20 protein-coding genes are annotated in these 25,266 nt (G+C 38.9%); 14 read left to right on the top strand and 6 right to left on the bottom strand.

Annotation, left to right across the window (positions count from 1 at the left end; genetic code table 11):
• The first annotated feature begins 51 nt into the window (after positions 1 to 51).
• Complete coding sequence (locus ACO6UW_RS01825) at positions 52 to 2,814, top strand: M16 family metallopeptidase (protein WP_057062832.1); 2,763 nt, start codon at positions 52 to 54, stop codon at positions 2,812 to 2,814.
• 61 nt (positions 2,815 to 2,875) lie between these two features.
• Here the strand turns inward: ACO6UW_RS01825 and ACO6UW_RS01820 are convergent, their stop codons facing one another.
• Positions 2,876 to 3,259 (bottom strand): DUF3144 domain-containing protein, encoded by a 384-nt coding sequence (locus ACO6UW_RS01820; RefSeq protein ID WP_002118682.1) that lies wholly within the window; start codon positions 3,257 to 3,259, stop codon positions 2,876 to 2,878.
• Positions 3,260 to 3,366: 107 nt separating this feature from the next.
• Between ACO6UW_RS01820 and ACO6UW_RS01815 the strand changes: the two genes are divergently transcribed.
• Positions 3,367 to 3,999 carry a hypothetical protein gene (locus ACO6UW_RS01815; protein WP_002118705.1) on the top strand — a complete coding sequence of 211 codons (633 nt, stop codon included), beginning with the start codon at positions 3,367 to 3,369 and terminating at the stop codon, positions 3,997 to 3,999.
• 35 nt (positions 4,000 to 4,034) lie between these two features.
• On the opposite strand, the gene ACO6UW_RS01810 is transcribed toward ACO6UW_RS01815, so the two are convergent.
• Positions 4,035 to 5,498: a CYTH and CHAD domain-containing protein gene (locus ACO6UW_RS01810; RefSeq protein WP_057062831.1), complete on the bottom strand. Its 1,464-nt coding sequence runs from the start codon at positions 5,496 to 5,498 to the stop codon at positions 4,035 to 4,037.
• A gap of 165 nt (positions 5,499 to 5,663) precedes the next feature.
• Here ACO6UW_RS01810 and ACO6UW_RS01805 point away from each other — a divergent pair, with 165 nt between their 5' ends.
• From ACO6UW_RS01805 to rapA, 6 genes are all read left to right on the top strand, one after another.
• Complete coding sequence (locus ACO6UW_RS01805; protein ID WP_081037775.1) at positions 5,664 to 6,047, top strand: DUF962 domain-containing protein; 384 nt, start codon at positions 5,664 to 5,666, stop codon at positions 6,045 to 6,047.
• A 115-nt stretch (positions 6,048 to 6,162) separates the two neighbouring features.
• Positions 6,163 to 6,774 (top strand): thiamine phosphate synthase, encoded by a 612-nt coding sequence (gene thiE / locus ACO6UW_RS01800; RefSeq protein WP_031949016.1) that lies wholly within the window; start codon positions 6,163 to 6,165, stop codon positions 6,772 to 6,774.
• A 42-nt stretch (positions 6,775 to 6,816) separates the two neighbouring features.
• The gene (hemL, locus tag ACO6UW_RS01795; RefSeq protein WP_057062830.1) at positions 6,817 to 8,115 is read left to right on the top strand and encodes a glutamate-1-semialdehyde 2,1-aminomutase; all 1,299 of its coding nucleotides are present in this window, start codon (positions 6,817 to 6,819) and stop codon (positions 8,113 to 8,115) included.
• 62 nt (positions 8,116 to 8,177) lie between these two features.
• Entirely contained in the window at positions 8,178 to 8,882 is a 705-nt protein-coding gene (locus ACO6UW_RS01790) for a hypothetical protein (RefSeq protein WP_016146071.1), read from the top strand.
• Positions 8,883 to 9,014: 132 nt separating this feature from the next.
• The gene (locus ACO6UW_RS01785) at positions 9,015 to 9,653 is read left to right on the top strand and encodes an RluA family pseudouridine synthase (RefSeq protein ID WP_005307342.1); all 639 of its coding nucleotides are present in this window, start codon (positions 9,015 to 9,017) and stop codon (positions 9,651 to 9,653) included.
• Positions 9,654 to 9,797: 144 nt separating this feature from the next.
• Positions 9,798 to 12,635: an RNA polymerase-associated protein RapA gene (rapA, locus tag ACO6UW_RS01780; RefSeq protein WP_005073250.1), complete on the top strand. Its 2,838-nt coding sequence runs from the start codon at positions 9,798 to 9,800 to the stop codon at positions 12,633 to 12,635.
• Between the two features lie 57 nt (positions 12,636 to 12,692).
• Here the strand turns inward: rapA and ACO6UW_RS01775 are convergent, their stop codons facing one another.
• Positions 12,693 to 13,709, bottom strand: a complete 1,017-nt coding sequence (locus tag ACO6UW_RS01775) for an AI-2E family transporter (protein WP_057062829.1) — start codon at positions 13,707 to 13,709, stop codon at positions 12,693 to 12,695.
• Between the two features lie 166 nt (positions 13,710 to 13,875).
• Positions 13,876 to 14,571 (bottom strand): HTH-type transcriptional repressor FabR, encoded by a 696-nt coding sequence (fabR, locus tag ACO6UW_RS01770; protein ID WP_002118668.1) that lies wholly within the window; start codon positions 14,569 to 14,571, stop codon positions 13,876 to 13,878.
• 140 nt (positions 14,572 to 14,711) lie between these two features.
• On the opposite strand from fabR, the gene ACO6UW_RS01765 reads away from it, so the two are divergent.
• A complete protein-coding gene (locus ACO6UW_RS01765; protein ID WP_057062828.1) occupies positions 14,712 to 15,782 on the top strand; it encodes a ferredoxin reductase in 1,071 nt (356 codons plus the stop codon).
• 12 nt (positions 15,783 to 15,794) lie between these two features.
• Positions 15,795 to 16,889, top strand: a complete 1,095-nt coding sequence (locus ACO6UW_RS01760; RefSeq protein WP_002118415.1) for a fatty acid desaturase family protein — start codon at positions 15,795 to 15,797, stop codon at positions 16,887 to 16,889.
• Between the two features lie 47 nt (positions 16,890 to 16,936).
• On the opposite strand, the gene ACO6UW_RS01755 is transcribed toward ACO6UW_RS01760, so the two are convergent.
• Entirely contained in the window at positions 16,937 to 17,638 is a 702-nt protein-coding gene (locus ACO6UW_RS01755) for an SIMPL domain-containing protein (protein ID WP_005803821.1), read from the bottom strand.
• A 467-nt stretch (positions 17,639 to 18,105) separates the two neighbouring features.
• Here ACO6UW_RS01755 and ACO6UW_RS01750 point away from each other — a divergent pair, with 467 nt between their 5' ends.
• The 3 genes from ACO6UW_RS01750 to ACO6UW_RS01740 all read left to right on the top strand — a co-directional run bounded on the left by ACO6UW_RS01750 (position 18,106) and on the right by ACO6UW_RS01740 (position 22,730).
• Entirely contained in the window at positions 18,106 to 19,479 is a 1,374-nt protein-coding gene (locus tag ACO6UW_RS01750) for a diaminobutyrate--2-oxoglutarate transaminase (RefSeq protein WP_002118718.1), read from the top strand.
• A gap of 2 nt (positions 19,480 to 19,481) precedes the next feature.
• Positions 19,482 to 21,014, top strand: a complete 1,533-nt coding sequence (locus ACO6UW_RS01745; RefSeq protein WP_057062827.1) for a pyridoxal phosphate-dependent decarboxylase family protein — start codon at positions 19,482 to 19,484, stop codon at positions 21,012 to 21,014.
• Positions 21,015 to 21,299: 285 nt separating this feature from the next.
• Entirely contained in the window at positions 21,300 to 22,730 is a 1,431-nt protein-coding gene (locus ACO6UW_RS01740; protein WP_057062826.1) for an aldehyde dehydrogenase family protein, read from the top strand.
• Positions 22,731 to 22,800: 70 nt separating this feature from the next.
• On the opposite strand, the gene ACO6UW_RS01735 is transcribed toward ACO6UW_RS01740, so the two are convergent.
• Positions 22,801 to 23,286 carry an Lrp/AsnC family transcriptional regulator gene (locus tag ACO6UW_RS01735; protein WP_033847793.1) on the bottom strand — a complete coding sequence of 162 codons (486 nt, stop codon included), beginning with the start codon at positions 23,284 to 23,286 and terminating at the stop codon, positions 22,801 to 22,803.
• Positions 23,287 to 23,420: 134 nt separating this feature from the next.
• Between ACO6UW_RS01735 and ACO6UW_RS01730 the strand changes: the two genes are divergently transcribed.
• The gene (locus ACO6UW_RS01730; RefSeq protein ID WP_057062825.1) at positions 23,421 to 25,142 is read left to right on the top strand and encodes an alpha-keto acid decarboxylase family protein; all 1,722 of its coding nucleotides are present in this window, start codon (positions 23,421 to 23,423) and stop codon (positions 25,140 to 25,142) included.
• Positions 25,143 to 25,266 lie beyond the last annotated feature (124 nt).

The following is a 25,266-nucleotide window of genomic DNA, read 5'->3' as shown; positions in this document are numbered from 1 at the left end:
TATAGTCCCACAACTATTGATTTTTTATTATTCAAATTAATTGGTATTTATATGTTTATGCAGTTTAAACAACTGACACTCTCCCTATGTATTCTTGGTTTAAGTGCTGCGTCTTGGGCACAAACTACACTAGTAAAAAGTAAGCAAAATATTGAGGAATATAAATTAGATAATGGCTTTCGGATTGTGCTTGCACCGAATGACAAAGAAAATAAAATCTTTATTAATACCATTTATTTAACAGGCTCATTAAATGACCCGCAAGGTAAAAGTGGCTTAGCTCATTTGCTTGAGCACTTGGCTTTTAAGGGGACACAAAATGTTAAAGGGGAAGAGTTCCAGCGTCGTTTAGATCAATATACATTGATGACAAACGCCAGCACCGATTATTATTCAACAAAATATACTAATATCGTTCGTCCAGAAAAAACTGCGCTTGATCAGGTACTGTATCTTGAATCTGAGCGTATGGATAAATTAGTTCTTCAAGAAAAGTTTGTTCCTTCCGAGATTGAAATAGTAAAGCGTGAACGTGAAGTCCGTATGGATCAGCCTTTTGCTGTGCTGATGGATCAAATGTGGAAGTCAGCTTACGGTAACCAATATTTAGGTCGTTTACCGATTGGTGATTTGCCTGAGCTTAAATCTATTAAGATGCCTGAACTGAACCAGTTTTATCGTAGCTGGTATGCACCCAATAATGCGGTTATGGTGATTTCAGGTAAATTTGATAAGACTGATGTCTTAAAAACAATAGATCAATATTTTAGTCCAATTGCGGCAAGAGCGATTCCTAAAACTGTACAGATTCCTGTGCTTGACTCTACAAAAATAAAAAATCGTCAATTCATGGTGAAAAAGGGTAGTGATCTGGCTAAGTTCCATATCTATATGAATGGTAAAAATACCAAAATTCAGCCGACACTTGCTTTAGCTCCTTTGTTATATACCATGCAGCCAAGTGGTCACCTATACCAAAATATGGTGGAAACAGGTATTACCACAAATGTTGAAGCTAGTACTTGGTTAGACCAAGATTTTAATGTGGTGTTTCTAGGCGCCATTTATTCACCAAGTAATGACCCTAAAAAAGTTGAAAGTTCTTTGTTAGCCGGCATTGAAAAAGGGAAGCCGTTTACTGAAGTTGAATTAAATCGTGTTAAAAGTTTAATGAAAACTCAAGGTGATCTAATCACGAAAGATGCGGTAGCACTGGGGTCACGTTTAAGTGATTACACCGTCGCTGGCGGGCAATGGGATCAATATTTTAAAGATCTAGATTCTGTAGAAAAAGTTAAGCTAGATGATGTGAATCAAACTTTAAAACAGTTCCTTGTGGCTGATCATCGTATTGATGGCGATATTTTGCCAACACCTGAAGACCAGAAAAAAGCGCAACAGCAAAATTCAAAAGAGACACCTAAAACTCTAGATCAGGTCGAAGCAAAGGCCGAGCCTTTAAAAGATCCGAAGGTATATCAACAAGAAGTTGCTGAGTTTTTAAAAACTTCAAAGCAATATGTTGAAAGCAATGAGAAAAAGATTATCCGTGGAAAACTAAAAAATGGAATGAAGTATGCTTTATTCCCAGTTGAAACACGCGATGATCGTACTTATGCAACGATTACGATGGACTTCGGAACAGAAAAATCTTTATTTAATAAAGGTACGGTAGTTGATCTAACCTCATACTTATTGCTCCGTGGTTCTGATAAATACAGTTTGCAAGATATTGCCGATAAATCAATTGATGCAGGCGGCGCGGCTTATGCAAGTGCTGACGGCAATGGCATGACCATTAATATTCAGTCTAAATCAGAAAAATTTGATGAGTTTTTCAAGTTTGTTCTTGATGTGATGAAAAATCCGAAATTTGAACAATCTCAATTTGATTTAATTAAATCGCAAAGCTTATCAAGCCTAGATCGTCCTTATACCGAGCCAGATGTGGTGGCGGGTTTAACACTTTCACGTTTACTTGAAGAATATCAACCAGGTGATTTGCGTTATCACTTCGAACCTGAATTGGCAAAACAGCAGTTGAAAAACGCAACTCAAGAGCAAGTGAAAGAGTTATATGAGCGTTTCTTTGCAATGAACCATGCTCAAATTGCCATTACAGGCGAATTTGATGCGAAAAAGATGCAGAAATTACTGAATCAGGAATTTGGTCGTTGGAACGGTAAGCAGCCATATCAAAAAATCTTGATTGATCACGTAGATTTTCCAGCACAACAAGTTCATGTTCTTTCTGAGCAGCGTGAATTTGGTAGCTACCAAAGTGTGCTTTCAATTCCAGTTGGGAAAAACCATCCAGATGCATCTGCTCTCATTTTAATGAACTATATTTTAGGGGAATCTCAAATTTCATCACGTTTGGCTCAAGAGCTTCGTGAGAAAAATGCGCTGGTGTATGGTTTTGGAAGTGGGCTGCAACTTGATCGTGACACGAATGTAGGAGCTTTGAGTATTAGTGCAAATTATACTTCGGGTCGCTCAGCACAAGTGTCTGCATCAATACACAAAGTGTTAAATGACTTGGTTAAAAATGGGGTAACTGAGCAAGAGCTTGAAGCTGCTAAAGCAGATATCATGAAGAAACGAGTTACGGCATTAGAAGATGAGCGTAATATTCATGGCATGTTAAATCTACAGCTTGAAACAAACAAAACATTGCAAGACCGAATTCGTCATGATCAAGAGTTAACTAAATTGACTGTTGCTGACGTTAACAGAGTAATTAAGAAGTATATTAAACCTGAACATTTGGTCGAAGTGATGGCTGATCAATATGGTCAGGCCGCAAAGAAATAAAGTCTTCTCGCAAATAAAAAGCCACTCAAATGTGGCTTTTTATTTAGGTATTTAAATCATATTAATGATCATGTTTATGCGCGTGAAAATCTTCATTTTTACGGAAACGTAAATAATTTTCGAATTGTTCACAATACTCATCGAAGTTATCTTCAAGCATCATCTGAAATTGCTGAAGAAGGTAAGACATGACCTGATCTTTCGCATCACGCATTTCATTACCATCTTTAAAGTTATTTGCTGCTACCCATGTATTGAAACGGGCAGTAGCAAATAACATTGCAGCACTCACTTGACCACGTAGCTCAGCTGGATCAACTTTTTTATCTTTTGGCGGGCGACAAAAATCATTAGCCTGTTTAATAAATTCATCCGCACGCTCAAAGAAAACCGCATTTAACGCTTCTTCTTCAGTAATATCTGTTGCATTAATCTTTTGAGACATGACTTATTCCCGCAAAAATAGAGCTGCTTATTATAGGCAAACGCTTGCGGAAACAAAACCTTTGACTTAGTCTGTAAATAGCCTAAGTATTGGTAGGAGAGACTAATATGCAAGATGCAATTGCGATTCAAAGTTTAAAGACAGATATTGCTTTATTACGCCAGCATGTTTTCCCACCCCAATATTTAGAGCATGTTGAAGGATTGCCGATTTATTATGGCTTGCAAGAAGAAGTCGAAAATTATTACCGTCAATGGCAAGGTCTAATTGAAAGGGCACAAGAACTTTTCCAGCCATTTATGGAAGATGAATTACCAGATGCCATTCATCTGCCAAGTCATTTAAATTTACCGCTATTCTTTTTTCACGTAGACCGAATTCGGATCAATAAAACACGTGCAAAAGAATCTAAAACTTTCCGCGGTGTAGCGAGTCTTATTGAAAAATGCGGGCAGTTTGAAACAGACCAGATATTTACGATGCAAGAATGGTTGCAAAGCGATGATACCGCGGCTTTGGTTGCTCACCGTGAATTCATCGATTTAAGAACCTATGTGTTTCAACATGGGCAAAGCGAATATACACGTTCACGGTTTTACACCAATGGGATTGTGCTAGGGGTTGAGCCGCATTTTAAACTGGTCGATGCTCGTGATAAGCCAAGAAAGCAACGCAGCGATAGCTATAGTGATCCCTTAGCAGATAACGGCGTATGGAAAGTATTTGGTAAATACCGATAAAAAGTCGCTGCTTGTTTACAGCGACTTTTTATAAATTACCAGAAAGTTTCAGCCTGACTAAAAGTTTGTAAAGCTTTTGCTGAGCGCTTTTGTAATTGTGGCTGTTTGGCTTTGACCCACCCTAGAGCAAACCAGAAAGACGGATCTTGTTCCACCACATTGTTAAAAATACCTTCTGCAATAAACAAATCGTTATATTGACCTAGGGTATTTTGCACAGGTTGTAGCTGTTTTAAATATTGCTGTACTTTTTTATTTGGATAAAGACTCGAAATAAACTCAACACAATAACGTAACTGTTTAGCTTGCTTTCTTATTTTGTGTTGTTCAGTCACTTCAAGCTCAGAGAAATGGTCAGCATTACTAATCACTTTATGATGTAACTTATCTAAACTCTTTTTAATGTATTTTTTTAATCCACCTGTTTTGCTGTCTGAATCTTCTTCTGAATAAGCAAATGCTAATAAATCGAGTAATAGCTTAATCGTGTCCGCAGAGGTAAAGATTGTTGAGAGTTCTTTTAAGGGCTGAACTGAAACGGGTAGTAAAAGTTCAGGTGAACCGTGTTGTTGAATAATAGGTAACACTTCGGTGCGAATCGCATCTTCATCACGAGTGTCTCCAAGTTTACGGAAAAGCTCGGCAATTTGTTCTTCCCAAACAGGATTTAGCTCGCTTGACCAACCTGCAAAATGCTTAAGGGCACTACGTAAACGACGTAAGCTGACACGTGCCTGATGGATATGCTCAGCTTCGGCAACTCCATCGGCAATGACAGCCATATTTGGTAAGAATTGCCCTAAACAGTTTTCGACAATCTTTTTTAGAGCCTGTTCAGCAGTAATATCTTTATTTAATGTCAGACTTTTAGCATGAACAGCAGGTGAGGCAGCTAGCCCTAGTGCTAATAAGTTGCCACGTTCGGCTTTACTTCTTACATCAAGCCAAAGTGAGTAACGATTAATCCATTGCTGCGCAAACTGAATTAGCGTTTTCACAGCCCCTTGCTTGAGTTCAAATTCGACTTCACAAATTACACTTTGTGCATCTGCTGTTTTTACGACACCATCATCTAAGCAAACTTCAATCGCTGTATTATCTGCTTCAAACACATGATAGGTGCGCTGTACATCAGTCTCAAACTGCAAACTTAGTTTTTCAGCTTGCGTTCCTAAGGCCGCATTAATTAAATCAGTTACCACTTTATTATCTTGATATAACTCAAGGTTTAAGTCAGGTTCTTGGTCACAAACGCCTAAATGAGTTTCTTCTTCAACACGGTGCAGATGACTTTGACCTGCGGCTTTAAATGTTTGTACCCATTGATCATCTTCTTTACGTAAACGTAAGGCCATGCCATTTTTTGCAAGTAATCGATCAGGAGTGTCGTAATACTTTGCCTGTAAGTGAATGTTCTTTGCTTTGTGTTTTTTTAAGTATTGCTGGACAGTTTTTTTCTTCGATTCAGGTAACTGAAACTTTAGTTCGACTTCGACCATAATATATCTCCCTGAATCAGGTATTTAGACTATCTTGAATAAGTATAATAGCTTAGCGTTAAAAATAATGGTTTTGATAGAGAAAGTTACAATCAAACATATGACGCTACACTTTTATTTAGGTGTACAATCAGGTGACGTTTTGATCAAATAAAAATCAGGAAGATGATCGTGAATGCACCAATAAACTTTAGCCATGAAGCTCAGCCAGAGTTTGAATTGCCGATTAAAAACTATCAGGAATTTTATCGTTTTTATTTAACTGAACACCGTAACATTATGAGCAGACGCTTACACGTGGTGGGCAGTGGCATTGGTCTATACTTTTTTTCAAAAGCAGTCCGTAAGAAGCAAGCCAAATATGTACTCTATGGTTTGGTAGCAGGCTACGCAAATGCTTGGGTTGGACACTTCGTGTTTGAAAAAAATAAACCTGCCAGTTTTAAACAACCTTTCTATAGCTTTATTTCTGATTGGCGAATGCTGTCTGACGTAGCGACTGGTCGATTAAGTTTGATTGACCGTAAGCACGATAAAATACCAAGTTAATTTTACTTTCTATTCTTAATATACCGATTGGTACTGTTAAGCCTATATCAATCGGTACTTATGATGATCTATAAATCCGTTATACTAGCGAAGTTTTTTAAAGCGAGAGTAGAGTATGCGCGGTTTATACCTCATTACCAACGATGACCCAATCCAACTATTATTAGAAAAACTAGATGCCGCACTCGCAACTCGTCAGGTCGCAATTTTACAGTACCGCCGTAAGAAAATAGACAAAGCAGATCAACCCGCTGAAGTCGAACAAATCAAATTATTGTGTGAAAAATATCAGGTTCCTTTTGTCATTAATGATGACTTAAAACTTGCCGCTCAGTTTGGTTTAGGTGTGCATTTAGGTCAAAGTGACGGTGAAATTACCGATGCAAAATCGCAATTACCAGAAGGCGTCATTATTGGTCGTACTTGTCTGAATTCTTTAGAGCTTGCACAAAAAGCAATTGCAGATGGCGCGACTTATATTGCATTTGGTGCAGTCTATGCGACCTCTACAAAACCTGAAGCAGGTAATGTGGGGATCGAAGTGATTAAGCAAGCAGCAGCCCAATATGATTTACCAATTTGTGCGATTGGTGGTTTAACTGTTGAAAACTCAAAACCTGTGATTGAGGCTGGGGCTGACCTCTGTGCAGTCATTAGTGATATATTAGGCCGATCAACTGCTGAAATTCCTGCCCGTGTACAGGCCTGGGCACAATTATTTTCTTAAGCTTTCAAAATTATTTTTTATATATTTAAGACGAGCATTTCCATGAGTTTATCTCCAAAGCAAGAACAGTTATTTAAACAAGCCAGCAAACACATTCCAGGTGGTGTGAACTCTCCGGTACGTGCCTTTAATGGCGTTGGAGGAACACCAGTTTTCATCGAGAAAGCAAAAGGTGCTTATTTATGGGATGTCGATGGTAAGCGTTATGTTGACTATGTTGGTTCTTGGGGGCCAATGATTTTGGGTCATGCTCATCCAGAGATTATTAAGGCTGTACAAACAGCAGCAGAAGATGGCTTAAGTTTTGGTGCACCAACCGTACACGAAACAACACTGGCAGATATTATCTGTGAAATCATGCCATCCATTGAATTGGTGCGTATGACTAACTCGGGTACAGAAGCAACCATGACGGCTATTCGTTTAGCGCGTGGTTATACTGGCCGTGACAAAATTGTGAAGTTTGAAGGTTGTTACCATGGCCACTCTGACTCACTTTTAGTAAAAGCAGGTTCGGGCTTACTTACTTTAGGTGAGGGTGAACCGACTTCGAAAGGTGTTCCTGTTGATTTTGCTAAACACACTTTAACGCTGCCGTATAATGATATTACTGCATTAAAAGAATGCTTTGCTAAGTTCGGCCATGAAATTGCGGGCGTTATTATTGAACCAGTAGCGGGTAACATGAATATGGTGAAACCAATTGACGGTTTCTTACAAGCCATTCGTGATATTTGTGATGAATATAAATCTGTATTCATTATTGATGAAGTGATGACAGGTTTCCGTGTTGCTTTAGGTGGTGCTCAATCGGTTTATAATGTTAAACCTGATTTAACAACTTTAGGCAAAATTATTGGTGCAGGTCTACCAGTTGGTGCGTTTGGTGGTAAGCGTGAAATCATGGAATGTATCGCACCTTTAGGCGGTGTATACCAAGCAGGAACATTATCTGGTAATCCACTTGCTATGCGTGCTGGTATTGAAATGTTTAAACATTTACGCCAACCAGACTTTTACAGCAAATTATCTGCTCAACTTGAAAAGTTACTTGCAGGCTTACAAGCTGCAGCTGATGAAGCGGGTATTCCATTTAAGACTCAGCAAGCTGGCGCAATGTTCGGTCTTTACTTTACTGACCAAGAAGACATTACAAGCTTTGACTCAATGTTGGCATGTGATATTGAAGCTTTCAAAAAGTTCTTCCATGGCATGTTAAAGCGTGGGGTAAACTTGGCACCTTCAGCATTTGAAGCAGGCTTTATTTCATCTGCACATTCTGATGAAGATATTGAATTTACCATTCAGGCTGCAAAAGAAACATTCGCTGAAATGAAGTAAGCAAAAAAGCCCGTGTTAAACGGGCTTTTTAATTTGAGCTATTTTTATATTTGTAGAGAACAATGTTTTATCCCTTACCTCGAAAAATCCAATTAGCTGCAAGTACTTCAAATTGGTCAATTGAGTCAGCGCAAAGTATTTTGCTCATGGTTGGGCTCAATGAGCTTAAACTACGACCAGATTGGTCTGAGCAACCATTGGCGAACCATTTGGAACTGTTGAGTAAGCGCGCTCAATCACTCGAAATTCCAATTATTTTTATTGAGACATCTCAACTTCAACAAACCATGTTGGAGCTTGGTCAGCGTTTGTCATCAAATACTCAGGCTCAAGTCATGATGGCTGGTGATTTATCGCCTTTGTTTAAACAAGTCATGCAGCTTGTTTTATCGATTACAGATCAGGTCAGTGTTGTAAATGATGCGATCTTGGCGGCTAATCTAGAGCAGCATATCCAATGGGTTGAAAAGATCAGTTTTGACCATATAAAACATTTAAATACGCAGAGCTTAATGCGGTTATGGTCTTTAAGTGCGCCGTCCTCTTATATCTTGTCAGATAAAGGAATTTTATTGGCAATTGCTGAACAGGTAGGGCGACATCCTATGGAGATCCATCCTGAAATTGATTTAAGAAACTACGGACTAGATCAGTCTGCTGTGAATTATCTGGTCGATCTATGGCGTGCAAATGGTGCGAGCTTAAGCGCTGAAGAGATAATGCAAGCACCGACATTGCAACATATTATGCAGTTATTGAAGCCTTGACTGACTATAGACCTCAAGTGATCCATAATATTTGCAAATTCTGCTGTTAATTTACCCGAACGGCATTGTAATTCGGACGTAAGCTTTTTATTATTGCCCGCTTGTTTTTCATCTTACCTTGGGAATACAACTTTGAGTGATTTTCTAAGTGAACATCTGATCTATCGTGATGATGATTTTATGGTGATTCATAAACCTTCGGACATCTTGAGTGTTCCTGGTAAGGGTGATTTACATGATAGCGTTTTGACTAGGTTGGTTGCGATTGAACCTAAAACTTTGCTCATTCATCGTCTAGACCGAGATACCTCAGGTATTTTAGTATTTGGTTTATCGAAGCGCGGTCAAAGTGCAATTGCACGTCAATTTCAAGATCGTCAGACTTCAAAAATATATGAAGCGCTTGTCGCAGGTCATTTAGAGGGTGAGGGGACTGTAGATATTCCTGTCATCTATGACCCAAGCCGACCACCTTTACATATTGTCGACGCTTCTCACAACAAGCCTGCTTTAACACATTGGCAGGCAATAGAACATTTTCAGATTCAGGGACAGCCTGTAACTCGTGTGAAATTAACACCAATTACGGGCCGATCTCATCAACTCCGTGTACACATGCAATATCTTGGGCATCCAATTGTAGGTGACACGCTGTATGCAACACCGGAGCAGCAACTTGTTCCGCGTTTATGTTTGCATGCCAAACAGTTAAGTTTTAATCATCCTGTCACAGCAGAAACATTAACTTTTGACTGTCCTGTACCGTTTTAATGTAAAAATTTTAATGCGTGATTTTTTGTAGCAAAGCGATTTAATTGGTTTTTGCTTCAAAATTTTGCTTTAAAGACTACATAAAAAGATGCAAAAATAAGCTAATTTGCATCGTACAATATGTAGTGCGAACTTGAGAGAAAGGTGGAAAAATTGCAGCAGTATGCTATTGGTCAACGTTGGCTATCAGACACAGAAACTGAGCTCGGTTTAGGTGTTCTTATTGATGTAGATGAAAGATCTGTCAGCATTTTATTCCCCAAAAGTGATGAGACACGTGTCTATGCGCGTAACAATGCTCCACTATCTCGTATCATCTTCAATACGAATGATGAAGTTCAAGATCAAGAAGGCCAGAAGTGGATCGTTGAGTCTGTTGAAGATCGTCATGGCGTTTTGCGTTACAACGTTGTTCGTACTTTAGAAAATGGCGAGCAAGAGCGTAAAGCACTCAATGAAACTCGTATTGGTGCGCAAATTCAATTATCTAAACCTTTAGATCGTTTGCTTGCAAGTCAAGTTGACTATAAAGAGTGGTATGACCTGCGTATTGAAGCAATGCTCATGCAAGCACAAATGCAGACCAGTCCTCTCCGTGGGATGGTCGGTGCGCGTGTTGGCCTGATTCCTCATCAGCTTTATATCGCACATGAAGTTGGTAAACGCTTTGCACCTCGTGTTTTACTTGCCGATGAAGTTGGTTTAGGTAAAACAATTGAAGCTGGTTTAATTATTCACCAACAGCTTAAAACTGGTCGTTCAGAACGTATTCTGATTTTAGTCCCTGATTCTCTTCAGTATCAGTGGATGATAGAAATGCGTCGCCGTTTTAACTTGCAATTCTCTCTGTTTGATTTAACGCGTACCGCATCTATTAAAGAACATGATCCAGAGCTTAACCCGTTCTTAACTGAGCAATGCATTATTGCCAGCGTTGACTTAATGGTTGACCATGATGATTTGCGTGAGCAAGCCATAGAAGCTGGTTTTGATTTGCTCGTAGTCGATGAAGCACATCATTTGATGTGGAGCGAAGAAGAAGGCGGGAATGATCGTTACGATTTAATTGAAGAGCTCGCTGAAAATACAGCAGGGGTACTATTACTCACTGCAACACCTGAACAATTAGGTGTAGAAAGTCATTTCGCACGTTTGCGTTTACTTGATCCACAGCGTTTTAGTAGTTTAGAGCGCTTCTTAGATGAAGAGACTCAATATCAGCAGACTGCAAAAATTGCTGAAGTGCTGATGTCGGATCAAGCTTTAACCCCAGAGCATTTATCTGCTTTAGAAGGCTTATTAGGTCACAGCATTGAAGACCAGCCTGACCAACGCTTTAGAGCAATTCACGAATTATTAGACCGTCATGGTACTGGACGTATTTTATTCCGTAATACACGTGAAGCCATACAGGGCTTCCCAGGTCGTGATTGTCAGCCAGCACCATTACCAGCACCAGAAGATTGGTCAAAAGATGGCAAACTGCGTGAGCAGATGTGGCCTGAAGAAGCGCAAATTGATGGTTCATGGATGCAAAATGATCCGCGTGTGCCATGGTTAATGGAAATTTTACGTAAAGATCTTAAGCATAAAAAAGTGCTTTTAATTGCGCGTAGCGGACCAGTAGTTGAATCTTTAGAAAATGTGTTGCGTTTGCATGCAGGTATTCGTACTGCAATGTTCCATGAAGGCATGAGCTTATTAGAACGTGACCAAGCGGCTGCTTATTTTGCTGAAGAAAGCTATGGCGCTCAGATTCTATTGTGTTCGGAAATTGGTTCGGAAGGCCGTAATTTCCAATTCGCCAGTGATCTAATTTTATTTGATCTACCAGCTAACCCAGATGTTTTAGAGCAACGTATTGGACGTCTAGACCGTATTGGTCAAGAAAACCGTATCCAAATTCATGTGCCATACCTTGTGGGAACAGCTCAAGAGCGTATGTTCCGTTGGTATAACGAAGCACTGAATATTTTCAGCAATATTTCTCCGACAGCGCAAACGCTGCAAGAGAATTTTATTGTTGAATTAAAAGACTGTTTACTTGCAGACCAAGGTCAAACATTTGAAGATTTGCTTGAAGAGGTGAACGTTCAACGTCAAGCCTTGGAAGCTGAACTTCAAGCTGGCCGAGATCGTTTACTTGAATATAATTCATGTCGTCCTATTGTGGCACAAGAAATTGTTCAAGCCCTTGAAGACTATGATGACAATACTACGCTACCAATGTTTGTGAAGCGTTTCATGTCATCAACCAATATCGACTTTGATGAGCAAAGTAATGGTACGGTGATTATTAAACCAACCGACCAAATGCAAGTGCAAGGTTTGGCTTTAGACGAAGAAGGTATGACAGCAACCTTCTATCGCGATCAGGCTCAGCTTCGTGAAGATGCTCAATATTTAACTTTAGAGCATCCATTCATTGAAAGTGTTATGGAAATGATCCGTACGCAATCATTTGGTAGTACCAATGTTGCTGTACTTAAATCTAATGCGTTAAAGCAGGGCTCAGTATTAATTGAAGTCTGGTTTAAAGTGGATGTTGTTGCACCTAAATCTTTGAACTTGCCATCAAGTTTACCGAAACAACTCATTCGCGTGTTGTTAAGTGAAAATGGACAGGATTTATCTGAAAAGATTGATCCAACAATTTTAAAACCATATTTACATCATTTAGATGGCAATAGCTGCCGCCAAGTAGTTAAAGCTCGCCGTGATATCATTGAGCAGCGCTATAAACAAGCGTTAGAAATTGCGAAAGTTGATTTACCGCAGCTTCAGCAACAAGCAAAAGAACATTATGGCAATAAATGGCAATATGAAATTGACCGTTTAACTTATCTCAAACAGTTCAACCCAAGTATTCGTCAAGACGAAATTGAGCGTTTACAGAAACTGCAAAAAGAAGGCTTGAGTTTACTTGATGGTTTAACTGTTACACCAGAAGCAATTCAAGTGTTAGTTGTGGTTAAGCCGTAACTCACTCAAAATGAAAAAAGCGCCGAGAGGGCGCTTTTTTTATACATCGATTTTGAGTTAGATGAGACCAGCGTCTTTTAATTCTAGCTTTAAATACGCATAAAAAATTGGAGCTGCGATTAAACCACCTAAGCCAAAAATTGACTCAAATACTAGCATTGCTAATAAAATCTCCCATGCATTTGCATTGATTTTATGCCCAATAATTTTAGCATTAATAAAATATTCAAGCTTATGAACCAAAACGAGATAAAGTAATGCTGCTCCTGCTAGTCCTAGGGAAATTGTAAGAGCTGCAATAAACGTTAAAGTGTTTGAAAGCAGATTCCCTAAAATTGGAATGAGACCAAACATAAAGGTCAAAATAGTTAAAGTTTTGGCAAAAGGAAGGTGAACTCCCCAAAGCGGCAATAAAATAAAGGCGAATAAAATAAAGAGCAGCGTGTTAATAGCTGAAATTTTTATTTGGGCAAAAACAACATTTTTAAATGAAATTGATAATTTTTGAATACGTTGGATAAGCAGTGACTTAAAAACAGGCTGAGGCGTACGGCGATGAAAACCATGTATCGCCACCAAAATACCAATAATTAATCCCATGACCATGGTCACGAAGTTATGCAAAATATCGGAACTGGTGTTTTTTAGGGTGGTGACGTTATCTTTCATAAATGCAAAGATTTCGTCTTTTAGATCTGTCACGCTATCAGGAATATAACCTGGCAGATATTTTGTGATCTCTGCTTGCAAATGAAGGAGGGTTTGATCAACCTTGCTATTAATACTATGTAATCCGACGCCTTTTAGATCGTATAGAACGAAACTAATTAGACTGGTAATGAAAAAACCAATAAGTGAGATGGTGACGATACTGAGTAAAATACTAATAAAAATACGGGCTCTTTGGCCATCAATATAACGTTCTACAACCGAACTTAAACTAATAATAATTTCATAAATGAGAAAGCCTGCAAAAAAACTTGCTAATAGATGTAATGGGATAACCGAAAGCAAAAAGATGCCCATAAGAATGTAGCTTGCAATCAGACTTTGACGATTATTCAAATTTTGCATGTTGATCCCTGAGATCGTTGGGAATATAGGAGAAAGAGCAAACGGAATGATTATTTATACTCTGGCAAGCTATTCGCTTCAATCAGTGAATTATATTTTTATTGGAAAATAGGGGAGTTAGATATAAAAATGGCCTGTTCATCAACAAGCCATTTATTAGATCATTTTAGCGAATTTTTGCTTCATCTAAATGACGCGCGCCTTCTAAAATCATCCGAATCATAATCATGGTTTGTTCAGCAACTTCTGCACGTTGATTGATCGGCAAATCAATCACTTTGGCGCCCATGTGAAACACAAGTTGAGTAATTGCTTTTGCAACAAGGTCTGGGTGATACAGGTGATTGTTATTTAACCGTTCAAGACGAATTAAATCTTCTTGTAGCTCTTGCTGAAAAAAGTTGAGCTGGCGGTCTACGGCAGCCTTATAAGAAGCAGAACCTGTAAAACTTTCACGTAGTAATAAACTTAAATTACCTTCATCGGCATCGAGTTGTTGAAGGAAAATATCGACAGAACTACGAATAATACTTTCTTGTAAGGAAGCACGTAGGCGAGCCTGACGGATAATTTTACGTAAAACGATACCTGCGCGGTCAATTAGAGAAATTGCTAATTCATCAATATCTTTAAAATGTCGATAGAAACTATTTGGGGCAATTCCTGCTTCTCGAGCTACTTCACGTAAACTCAATGAAGCAATACTTTTTTGCGGACCAATGAGGTTTAAAGCGGCCTGAAAAAGTTCTTCTTTAGTAATTGTCGCTTTTCTTCCAACAGAACGCGTAGCTGTTTTAATTTCAATGACATCTTGTTGTTGAGGTGTGTCATTCAGGTTCTGAGAAAGTGAAGATTGGGTCATGCTGTTCAATATATTTGTAAACTCTCAGGATTATAGCCTTAGAAGCTGAACTTGTGAAATTGTAATTAAAAGTACGGGTGTATATACAAATATATATACATGTGTATAATAATTAAAAAAGAGCGACAGAGCCTTCAGTTATGCAAGCAATCGAAAAGAGAAATTCTCTATTCAATTCATTGACACAAGCCATCTTTGATAAAGAAATGGCTAATTTCTGGCTACAAAAAGTTAATCCTTTATGGTCTGTAAAGCACGGCCTTGTTCAAATTGTAAAAAAAGAATTTGTCGCTCACGACATGGTGAGCCTGACGCTAAAATGTAACCGCTTAGTGAAAATGGGCGTTGCAGGCCAGCATCATCCTGTAATTGTAGAAATTGCTGGTCGTCGCTATGAACGTACTTATAGTTTGACGCAAATAGATGCGCAGCACTTACGTTTAACCGTAAAAAAAGTTGCTGATGGTATCGTGAGTAACTGGTTTATTTCTGAAAGCAAAATCGGTGATGTTTTTGAGCTTGGTCAACCTTATGGTGACATGCAACAAAACATCAAAACACCGAATTTAATTATGTTGGCTGCGGGTAGTGGTATTACCCCAATGTTGAGCTTGATTACTGCGATTAAACAAAGCCAGCAGTTAGATAAAGTTCAGGTGCAACTTTTATATTGGGTGAAACAACGTTCAGATGCAGCTTTTGTTGAATACTTTGAAAAAGTTGCACAGCAATATCCGAACTTTAATTATCAGGTTTTCTATACACAAGAAACCCCAAATGATGAGCGTTTAAATACAGAGCATTTAGCATTAGTTGATGATATCGAAAATAGCACAATTTATGCGTGTGGACCTTCTGGCTTTGTGGCGACAGTTGAGCAACTTTTTGAAAAAGCTCCAGCCGTTTTAACAGAGGCCTTTAGCTTAACAAATGAAAGCTCTGCTGATGATATTGGTTATGTGAATGTCACATTAACCCAGTCTAATAAGGTAATTGCAATTCCTAAAGGCCAGTCAATTCTGGTTAGCCTTGAACATGAAGGCCTTAAACCAACTCATGGTTGCCGTATGGGAATTTGTAATAAATGTGTTTGTAATAAATCACAAGGTTCAACACGTAATTTACTTAACGGTAGTGAAAACACTGAACCAAGCCAATTACTCAAAATTTGTGTGAACTCAGCAAAATCCGATCTAGTTATTGATCTTTAAGAGAGAACTCTTATGAATATGCCAGTGAAAGTCGAATATTTTAAAAATCCTAAAAATCGAGATTTGACTCCAGCAGAACTTGATGCATTTGCAAAAGAGCTCGATCAGATCAAGCAAGAGGTACTGGATGATTTGGGTGAGAAAGATGCTAAATATATCCGCCGTGTTTATGCTGCGATTCGTTATAGTAGCTTTTTAGGTCGTGCATGTTTGTTTGCAGGCTGGTTCCCACCAGCGTGGATTTTAGGAACAGGCCTATTAGGCTTCTCTAAAATTATGGAAAACATGGAACTCGGTCATAACGTGATGCACGGTCAATATGACTGGATGAACGATCCTAAATTTAATGGTCAAACTTACGAGTGGGATACTGTCGGTACTTCTGATAACTGGCGCCAAACTCATAACTATAAACATCACACCTATACCAACATTAAAGGTATTGATGATGACATCGGTTACGGTTTACTTCGTTTATTCCCAGAGCAACGCTGGAAGCCGGGTTTCTTACTTCAACCTGTTTATAGCATTCCATTCTGTTTATTGTTCCAATGGGGCGTAGCTATTCAGAATCTTGAAATTGGACGTGTCCTTTATAAACGTAAGAGCATGGCAAAATTCTTGGAAGAATTAAAACCTGTTAATAAAAAGATTGGAAAACAACTTTTTAAAGACTATGTTTTCTTCCCTTTAATTGCAGGTCCAGCAGCTTTACCTGTATTCACTGGTAATTTGGTTGCAAATGGTCTTCGTAATATCTGGACATTTACGATTATTTTTTGTGGTCACTTCACAAAAGATGCGGAAGTATTTCCAAAGTCTGTTTTACAAGAAGAAAGCCGTGGTCACTGGTATATGCGCCAGATTCGTGGTTCTTCTAACTTGAAAGGTTCAGAAGCATTACATATTTTAAGCGGACATTTGAGCCATCAGATTGAGCACCATTTATTCCCTGATATCCCAGCGCGTCGTTATCGCCAAATGGCTCCAAAAGTTGAAGCTGTATGTAAAAAATATGGTCTAAATTATAACAACGCAAGTCTGGCTAAACAGTTTGGACAGGTGGTAGGCCGTATCTTTAAATATGCTTTACCTTTTAAAAAATAAGTCAAAAAAAAGCCCTGATGAGTTCAGGGCTTTTTTAGAGAAACAAATTATTTAAACTGAATTGAACCGTTTGCATTTACAGTAATTTTAGACTCACCAGCTGCCATGTCTTGAGCTGGTGCAGCTTCGGCCATAGCAAATTTAGCCATGCTGGCACGCATTACAGGTTGTGGGAAATAGTTATTTGTGTTCAGGTTTAGAGTGACCAAAGTATATTGGTTTTTATTCCAAGCTTGGGTCAACATTTGAGCACGTTGTTGGAAGTTTTTAGATGCTTCTACCATTAACTCATTTTCAACTTTTTTACGTTGTTCATCAGAAACCGTAAAATTAATCGATTGAGTTTGGAAGTTTTGCTGTAATTCGTTTACTAACTGGCTAGCAGCTTTAAAGTCTTTACTTTCAAGACGGATTTCAGCGCGGCCACGCCATTCTTTTAACTTATTGCTATCGTTATCGTAAATTGGATAAGTGCTTTGAGCACCAGTTTCCACTTTTACTTGTGGATATTTACGAGAAACATTAAGTGCCTGATTCATCAATTGATTAATTTGGTTTGAAAGCTCGGCTGGTTGTTTGTTACTTTTTTCAATATATAAAGTTGCATGCATTTCATCATTAGAAACTTGGCGAGAAGCTTCCGCTTGTACATTTACAATATTGTAGTTCAAAGCATTGTCATCCTGAGCAAAAACTAAAGGGCTAAGGAGAGAACCTAAAAGAAGGGTAGAGACGGCTAAAGTACGCATAAATTTTTCCTTTAAAAATTAATATAAATTTAATTTTTTTCATTAGGAAATGTTAAACATAACTTATGCATAACTTTTGCAGATTTTGTGGCGTATTTGTAATATTCAGATCAGGTTTTTTTAAATTTTGGTAAATATAAAGTCTTTAAAAATTAAAAGCTTAAAATTAAAGTGTTTCAATGTAACTTAAAAAATCAAAGTAATATAAAAAAAGAATATTTTCTTTAGGTTGTCACATAGTATGATGATAATTCATCATAACTATTGGGATGATACATTTTTTCAATAAGATTAGATGAGTAAAGTACATAAAAGACGTTTTTTTTCTTGTAAAATTAGGTATCATCGCGCTCCTAGTTACAAGATATAAAATAAGTGTCTTTACTAGTTCTATAAAGCACCGAGTCAAAGGACCAATCGTCACCAGACTTATTTCTTTCTACCCCTATCAGAGATGGTAATCCGATATGAGCGTTACTTCCGTTAACCCTGCCACTAATGCTACTAACGAATATTATTTGACTCGCCAAAGTCAAATGGAATCAAATGTTCGTAGCTATCCACGTAAATTACCGTTAGCGATAGCGAAAGCACAAGGATGCTGGGTTACTGATGTTGAAGGTACACAGTACCTTGATTGTTTAGCTGGGGCAGGTACATTGGCTTTAGGTCATAATCATCCTGCGGTGATTCAAAGTATTCAAGATACATTGGCAAGTGGTTTGCCATTGCATACTTTAGACTTAACCACACCTTTAAAAGATGCATTCACTGAAGCATTGTTAGCATATTTACCTGGTGGTAAAGAAGAATATTGCTTGCAGTTCTGTGGTCCTGCTGGTGCAGACGCAACTGAAGCAGCAATCAAACTTGCTAAGACTTACACTGGCCGTAGCTCAGTGATCAGTTTCTCAGGCGGTTATCATGGTATGACCCATGGTGCGCTTGCTATGACTGGCAACTTAAGTGCAAAAAATGCAGTTAACGGTTTAATGCCAGGCGTACAATTCATGCCATATCCGCATGAATACCGCTGCCCACTTGGTTTAGGTGGTGAAGCTGGTGTTGACGCTTTAACTTACTACTTTGAAAACTTTATTGAAGATGTAGAAAGCGGTGTAACAAAACCGGCTGCTGTGATTCTTGAAGCGATTCAAGGTGAAGGCGGCGTAGTTACAGCTCCAGTAAAATGGTTGCAAAAAATCCGTGAAGTGACTGAAAAGCACAACATCGTTTTAATTTTAGACGAAGTTCAAGCTGGCTTTGCACGTTCAGGCAAAATGTTTGCATTTGAACATGCAGGTATTGAACCTGATGTTGTTGTAATGTCTAAAGCAGTAGGTGGTGGTTTACCACTTGCAGTATTAGGTATTAAACGTAAATTTGATGCTTGGCAGCCTGCTGGTCACACGGGTACTTTCCGTGGTAACCAACTTGCTATGGGTACTGGCCTTGTCGTATTAAAAACGATTAGCGAACAAAATCTTGCTCAAAATGCGCAAGAGCGTGGTGACTTCTTACAAGCTGAATTTAAAAAATTAGCTCAAGAATTCCCATGTATCGGTAACGTACGTGGTCGCGGTTTAATGATCGGTGTTGAGATCGTTGACGAGCGTAAACCAGCTGATCGTATTGGTTCGCATCCTGCTGACTCACAATTAGCTGCTGCAATTCAAACTGCTTGTTTCAACAATAAATTATTGCTTGAAAAAGGTGGTCGTAACGGTACAGTAATTCGTTTACTTTGCCCGCTTATCATCACTCAAGACGAGTGTGTTGAAGTAGTTGCTCGCTTTAAGAAAGCAATTGCAGAAGCATTGGTTGCAGTACGAGGCGCATAAGTATGGTGGATTTTGCAGAACATCGTAAAGCGTTACTCTGCAATGATGCACAATCCATTGCTGACTATGAGTCAGCAATGGGCGAAGCGGTAAAAGCCGTTTCAGCATGGTTGCAAAATGAAAAGATGTACACTGGTGGTAGCATTAAAGAATTGCGTTCAGCAATTTCTTTCCAACCTTCAAAAGAAGGTATGGGTGTACAAGAATCTCTTCAACGTATGATTGAGCTTTTCTTGAATAAAAGCTTGAAAGTACATCATCCACATTCATTAGCACATTTACACTGCCCAACCATGGTGATGAGCCAGATTGCGGAAGTGTTAATCAATGCAACTAACCAATCTATGGACTCTTGGGATCAAAGCCCGGCAGGTTCATTAATGGAAGTTCAGCTCATTGATTGGTTGCGTCAAAAAGTAGGTTATGGTTCTGGTCAGGCTGGTGTTTTCACTTCTGGCGGTACTCAATCTAACTTGATGGGTGTATTGCTTGCTCGTGACTGGTGCATCTCGAAAAACTGGAAAGACGAAAATGGTAATCCATGGTCTGTACAGCGTGATGGTATTCCTGCCGATGCAATGAAAAACGTCAAAGTCATTTGTTCTGAAAATGCGCATTTCTCTGTGCAAAAGAACATGGCAATGATGGGTATGGGCTTCCAGTCAGTTGTAACTGTTCCTGTGAATGAAAATGCACAGATGGATGTAGATGCTCTCGAAAAAACGATGGCGCATCTTCAGTCTGAAGGTAAAGTTGTTGCTTGTGTCGTTGCGACAGCAGGTACAACCGATGCTGGTGCAATTGACCCATTGAAGAAAATCCGTGAAATTACCAATAAATATGGTTCATGGATGCATATCGATGCGGCATGGGGCGGTGCATTAATTCTGTCAAATGACTATCGTGCAATGCTTGATGGTATTGAGTTGTCTGACTCGATTACCCTCGACTTCCATAAGCATTATTTCCAAAGCATTAGCTGTGGCGCGTTCTTGTTGAAAGATGAAGCGAACTATCGTTTCATGCACTACGAAGCTGAATACTTGAACTCTGCTTATGACGAAGAGCACGGTGTACCAAACCTTGTGTCTAAGTCATTACAAACGACTCGTCGTTTTGATGCATTGAAATTGTGGATGACAATTGAATCACTAGGTGAAGACCTTTATGGTTCAATGATTGACCATGGTGTAAAACTTACTCGTGAAGTTGCAGATTACATCAAGGCAACTGATGGTTTAGAACTTTTAGTTGAACCTCAGTTTGCTTCGGTATTGTTCCGCGTTGTTCCACAAGGCTACCCAGTTGAGTTTATCGATAGCTTGAACCAAAACGTAGCGGACGAATTGTTTGCACGTGGTGAGGCAAATATCGGTGTAACAAAAGTTGGTAATGTACAGTCATTGAAAATGACAACATTAAGCCCTGTTGTGACATTCGAAAACGTTAAAAACCTTTTAGGTCAAGTATTGGCGGAAGCTGAACGCATTAAAGATGCAATTGCTTCTGGTAACTATGTACCACCAATTGACTAATTGAGTTGATAACAAAAAAAGCTCGGTTTATTACCGAGCTTTTTTATTGCAGATTGTTTTTATTTGGATTGTGTATGAAGAAAAGAATACATGCACAAATCATGCATATTTTCACAAAACAAAAATAATTATGCATGATTTATGGGGAGCAAATTTCTTATTGTATTGATATGTCCCCAATATTTTTGGTCACATTGATATATCAATATCGTACTTACTTTAATAATCCCGTTTTAGCTGAAAAAAGTAAGTGGCTGTAATTACAATTAAGACAAGGAAGAACAAATGCAACAAGCGAATATGCTCAATGAATTTAAACTCATTATTGGCGGTCAACTTTGTTCAGGTGAGCAAGGCGAGCTAGAAATTCTTAACCCCGCTACAGGTTTAACTGCTGCACGTTGTGCAAAAGCTTCGGTTGCGCAGGTAAATCAGGCAGTGAGTGCAGCTAAACAAGCATCTAAAGCTTGGCAGCAAGTTTCTCATGATGAACGTAAGTCGATCTTAAACAAGATTGCAGACGGCATTGAAAAGCACGCTGAAATGCTCGCAGAGTTGGTAGTGCTTGAACAAGGTAAGCCACTCGCGCTTGCACAAATGGAAGTGCAGGGCGCAATTGGCTGGACGCGTTACGCGGCTGCTATGGATTTGCCTGTAGAAGTAATTGAAGACAGTGAAACCAAGCGCATTGAACGCCATCGCCAACCATTAGGAGTAGTAGCTTCAATTACTCCTTGGAACTGGCCACTCATGATTGCAGTTTGGCATATCATGCCTGCATTACGTGCGGGCAACGTGGTCATTAGTAAACCTTCTGAATACACGCCACTCTCAACTTTGCGTTTATGTGAAATCATTCAGCAAGAAGTTCCTGCTGGCGTAATTTCAATTGTAGTTGGTGCTGGTGAGATTGGTGAAGCATTATCTTCTCATCCAGATGTGCAAAAAGTCGTGTTTACGGGATCAACTCGAACTGGTCAACACATTATGGCTGGTGCAGCTCAGCAGCTAAAACACTTAACTTTAGAGTTGGGTGGTAATGATGCGGGTATTGTATTGCCAGATGCAAATATCGATGAAATTGCAGCTAAGATTTTTAACATGGCGTTCTTGAATGCTGGTCAAACATGCGCAGCGTTAAAGCGTCTGTACGTGCATGAAAGCCAATATGAAGCTTTATCTCAAAAGTTAGCTGATATTGCAAATGCCCAAGTTGTGGGTGACGGAATGGCATCTTCTACGACATTTGGTCCAGTACAAAACCAAATGCAATATAACAAAGTGAAAGCACTTATTGCCGATGCCATTTCTCAAGGAGCAAAAGCACTTTCTGGGCAACAGCAGCTACCAGAGCAGGGCTACTTTATTGCACCAACTATTTTGACTGAAGTTTCTGATTCTTGCCGCGTGGTGCAAGAAGAACAGTTTGGCCCTGTGTTACCTGTTTTAAAATATACCGATATCAACGATGCAATTGCTCGTGCCAATGATAGTGAGTTTGGTTTAGGTGGCTCAATTTGGTCTTCTGATATTAAAGCAGCACAGACTTACGCTAGTCAGCTTCAATGCGGTACTGTTTGGATTAATACCCATGCTGAGGTTCTGCCTCATGCACCTTTTGGTGGCTGGAAAATGTCTGGTTTAGGTGCTGAGTTTGGTTTAGAAGGTTTACTTGAAAATACGATCGGGCAAACAGTTCATATCAGTAAAGTCTAAATATTAATTTTAAGGCGGATCTAGTATCCGCCTTTTTATTTTCACTTTTATGTGTGAAAAGCTGAGCTGTTTATTGGGAGTGATGATAGCTCATGCTTTTAGATTTGATTAAAAAATGATTCTGTTCTTTAATTTTTTTAAGAACGATGTAAGACTTTATATGCCCAATAAAATTATAAGAAAGCAATCTTTCAGTCACAAATTGAGAAAGCTGTTCTAAGTTTTCAGCAACGACTTTTAAAATAAAATCTGCATCACCACTAATTGAAAATGCATCCTGAATGTTGTCTTCAGCTTCAATGAGCTCCTGAAAAGCCTGCTGTGATTTTGCCTCGTGTGTTCTTAGATTAATATGTATCATCGCTGTAACTTCGAGTCCTAGCGCCTGCTGCTGGATGCGTGCCGTGTAGCCTAGAATAATACCTTTTTGCTCAAGTAGCTGCCTTCTTCTTGAACATTGCGAAGCAGATAAACCAATTAAATCTCCTATTTCCTGATTGGTGAGTCGTCCATTCTTTTGTAGTGCCTGAATGATTTGCCAGTCGAACTTATCCATTGCATAAAATCCTTTTATGATACACAAATCATGTATTTTTATTAAAATGCGTTTTCATTATGCACGAAATCTAAAAGATAGATGAAATATTATTTTTCTATGGAATAAAAATTGGTCTCAAAGGATATAGAGCAATGTTCATAGAAATCGGTGAATTTTTAAATCTTCGTTTAAAACAAATGGGTATCCAACATCTTTTTGGTGTACCTGGTGATTTTAACCTCTCATATCTAGAACAAGTTGAAGCAGACCCACAACTCGAATTTATTGGAAATTGTAACGAATTAAATGCTGCCTATGCAGCAGATGGCTATGCACGAATTAACGGTTTTTCTGCCTTGGCAACCACTTATGGTGTAGGCGACTTAAGTGCGATTAATGGTATTGCAGGCGCCTATGCAGAAAATGTACCTCTTATTCATATCTCAGGAATTCCACCGTTACATGCGGTTCAAAAGGGCACTCTCATACACCACACGCTTGTCGATGGTAACTACGACAATATTATGAACTGTATGAAAGAGTTTACAGTTGCCCAAACTCGTTTAACTCCAGCAAATGCAGCTTTTGAAATTGACCGTGTATTACGTCAGTGTTTTCTGGAACGCCGTCCTGTACACATTCAACTACCTGGTGATATTACTCACGTTAAAATTGAAGTGTCTGAGCGTCCGCTCGACCTAAGCTATCCAGCTGTTGAACCTGAATTATTGCAGAGTGTGGTAAGCAAACTCTGTGACATTATCGCAAATGCTCAAAGTCCTGCACTTCTTATTGATAATGAAGCTTCAGTTTTTGGTGTAACTTCACTTTTAAATGATTTATCTCAAAAATGCTCAATTCCATTTGCAGGCATGAATACTGCAAAAAATATTATGGATGAAGGTTCACCTCGTTACATTGGAACTTATGTGGGTGGGGCAAGCCAACCGCATGTGAAAAATATCATTGAACAATCTGACTGTTTAATTGGTGTTGGTGCACGCTTTACCGATGTAGGTTCAGCTGTATTTACTCATCAAATTGAGACCAAGAACTACATCGAAATTAAATCTTATGGCCTAAATATTTTTGGTCAGGATTTTCCGGGTATTGAAATTGGACAATTACTTGTCGAGTTAAATAAAAAAGTTGCCCCACGTAAATCAACAACACCTCTTCTTGAAAAACAACCTCAGAAAGTAATTGAAGCTCCAGCTCAACAAAAGTTAAGCCAAGATGTGCTTTGGAACTACATTTCAGGGTTTTTAAAAGAAGATGATGTGATTATTGGTGAAGTAGGAACATCAAATTCTGCTTTGTCAGGTATCAAGCTTCCTGCCACAGCTAAATATATTGCTCAGCCGCTTTGGGGTTCTATTGGTTACACCTTACCGGCTTTGCTTGGTAGTTTGTTGGCTGCTCCTGAGCGTCGTCAAATTCTATTTATTGGTGATGGTTCATTCCAGCTTACGGTACAAGAGCTTTCTACGATTATCCGTCACGGTTTAAAACCAATCATTTTCTTGCTGAACAATGGCGGCTACACCATTGAGCGCCTAATTATGGGTGAAAACGCGGCCTATAACGACGTGCAAAACTGGAAATACACTGAAATTCCTGCGGTATTTAATGGTAAAAAAGGCCATACAACTTATGTTATTGAAACCGCTGGACAGCTTAAGAGTGTTTTAGACAACGTTCAGCAAAATGATCAGTTAACTTTCATTGAATTAAAACTACCAGCAATGGATGCGCCGGTAAGTTTGAAAAAATTTGCTTCTGTGATTGCTCGTTTTGACTACGGTGATCGCGGTTACGAAATTTTAAAGGAGCGTTCACAACCGATTAAATGTAAGGATGCAATCTCTTTTTAAATAGAAGACAGGACAAGTCTTCTCAAAAATTAAATGGACTCATATTAAAGCTACTTATTTCCGAAGGCCGGGTTCTGGCCTTCGGATATGGTGCTGAATAAAGGTGTACAGGAAGTGACACCAA

This window comes from Acinetobacter sp. JADD-222 (genome assembly GCF_049310645.1).
The sequence above is the reverse complement of the archived record's forward strand: the minus strand, read 5'-3'. Positions and strand labels throughout refer to the sequence as shown.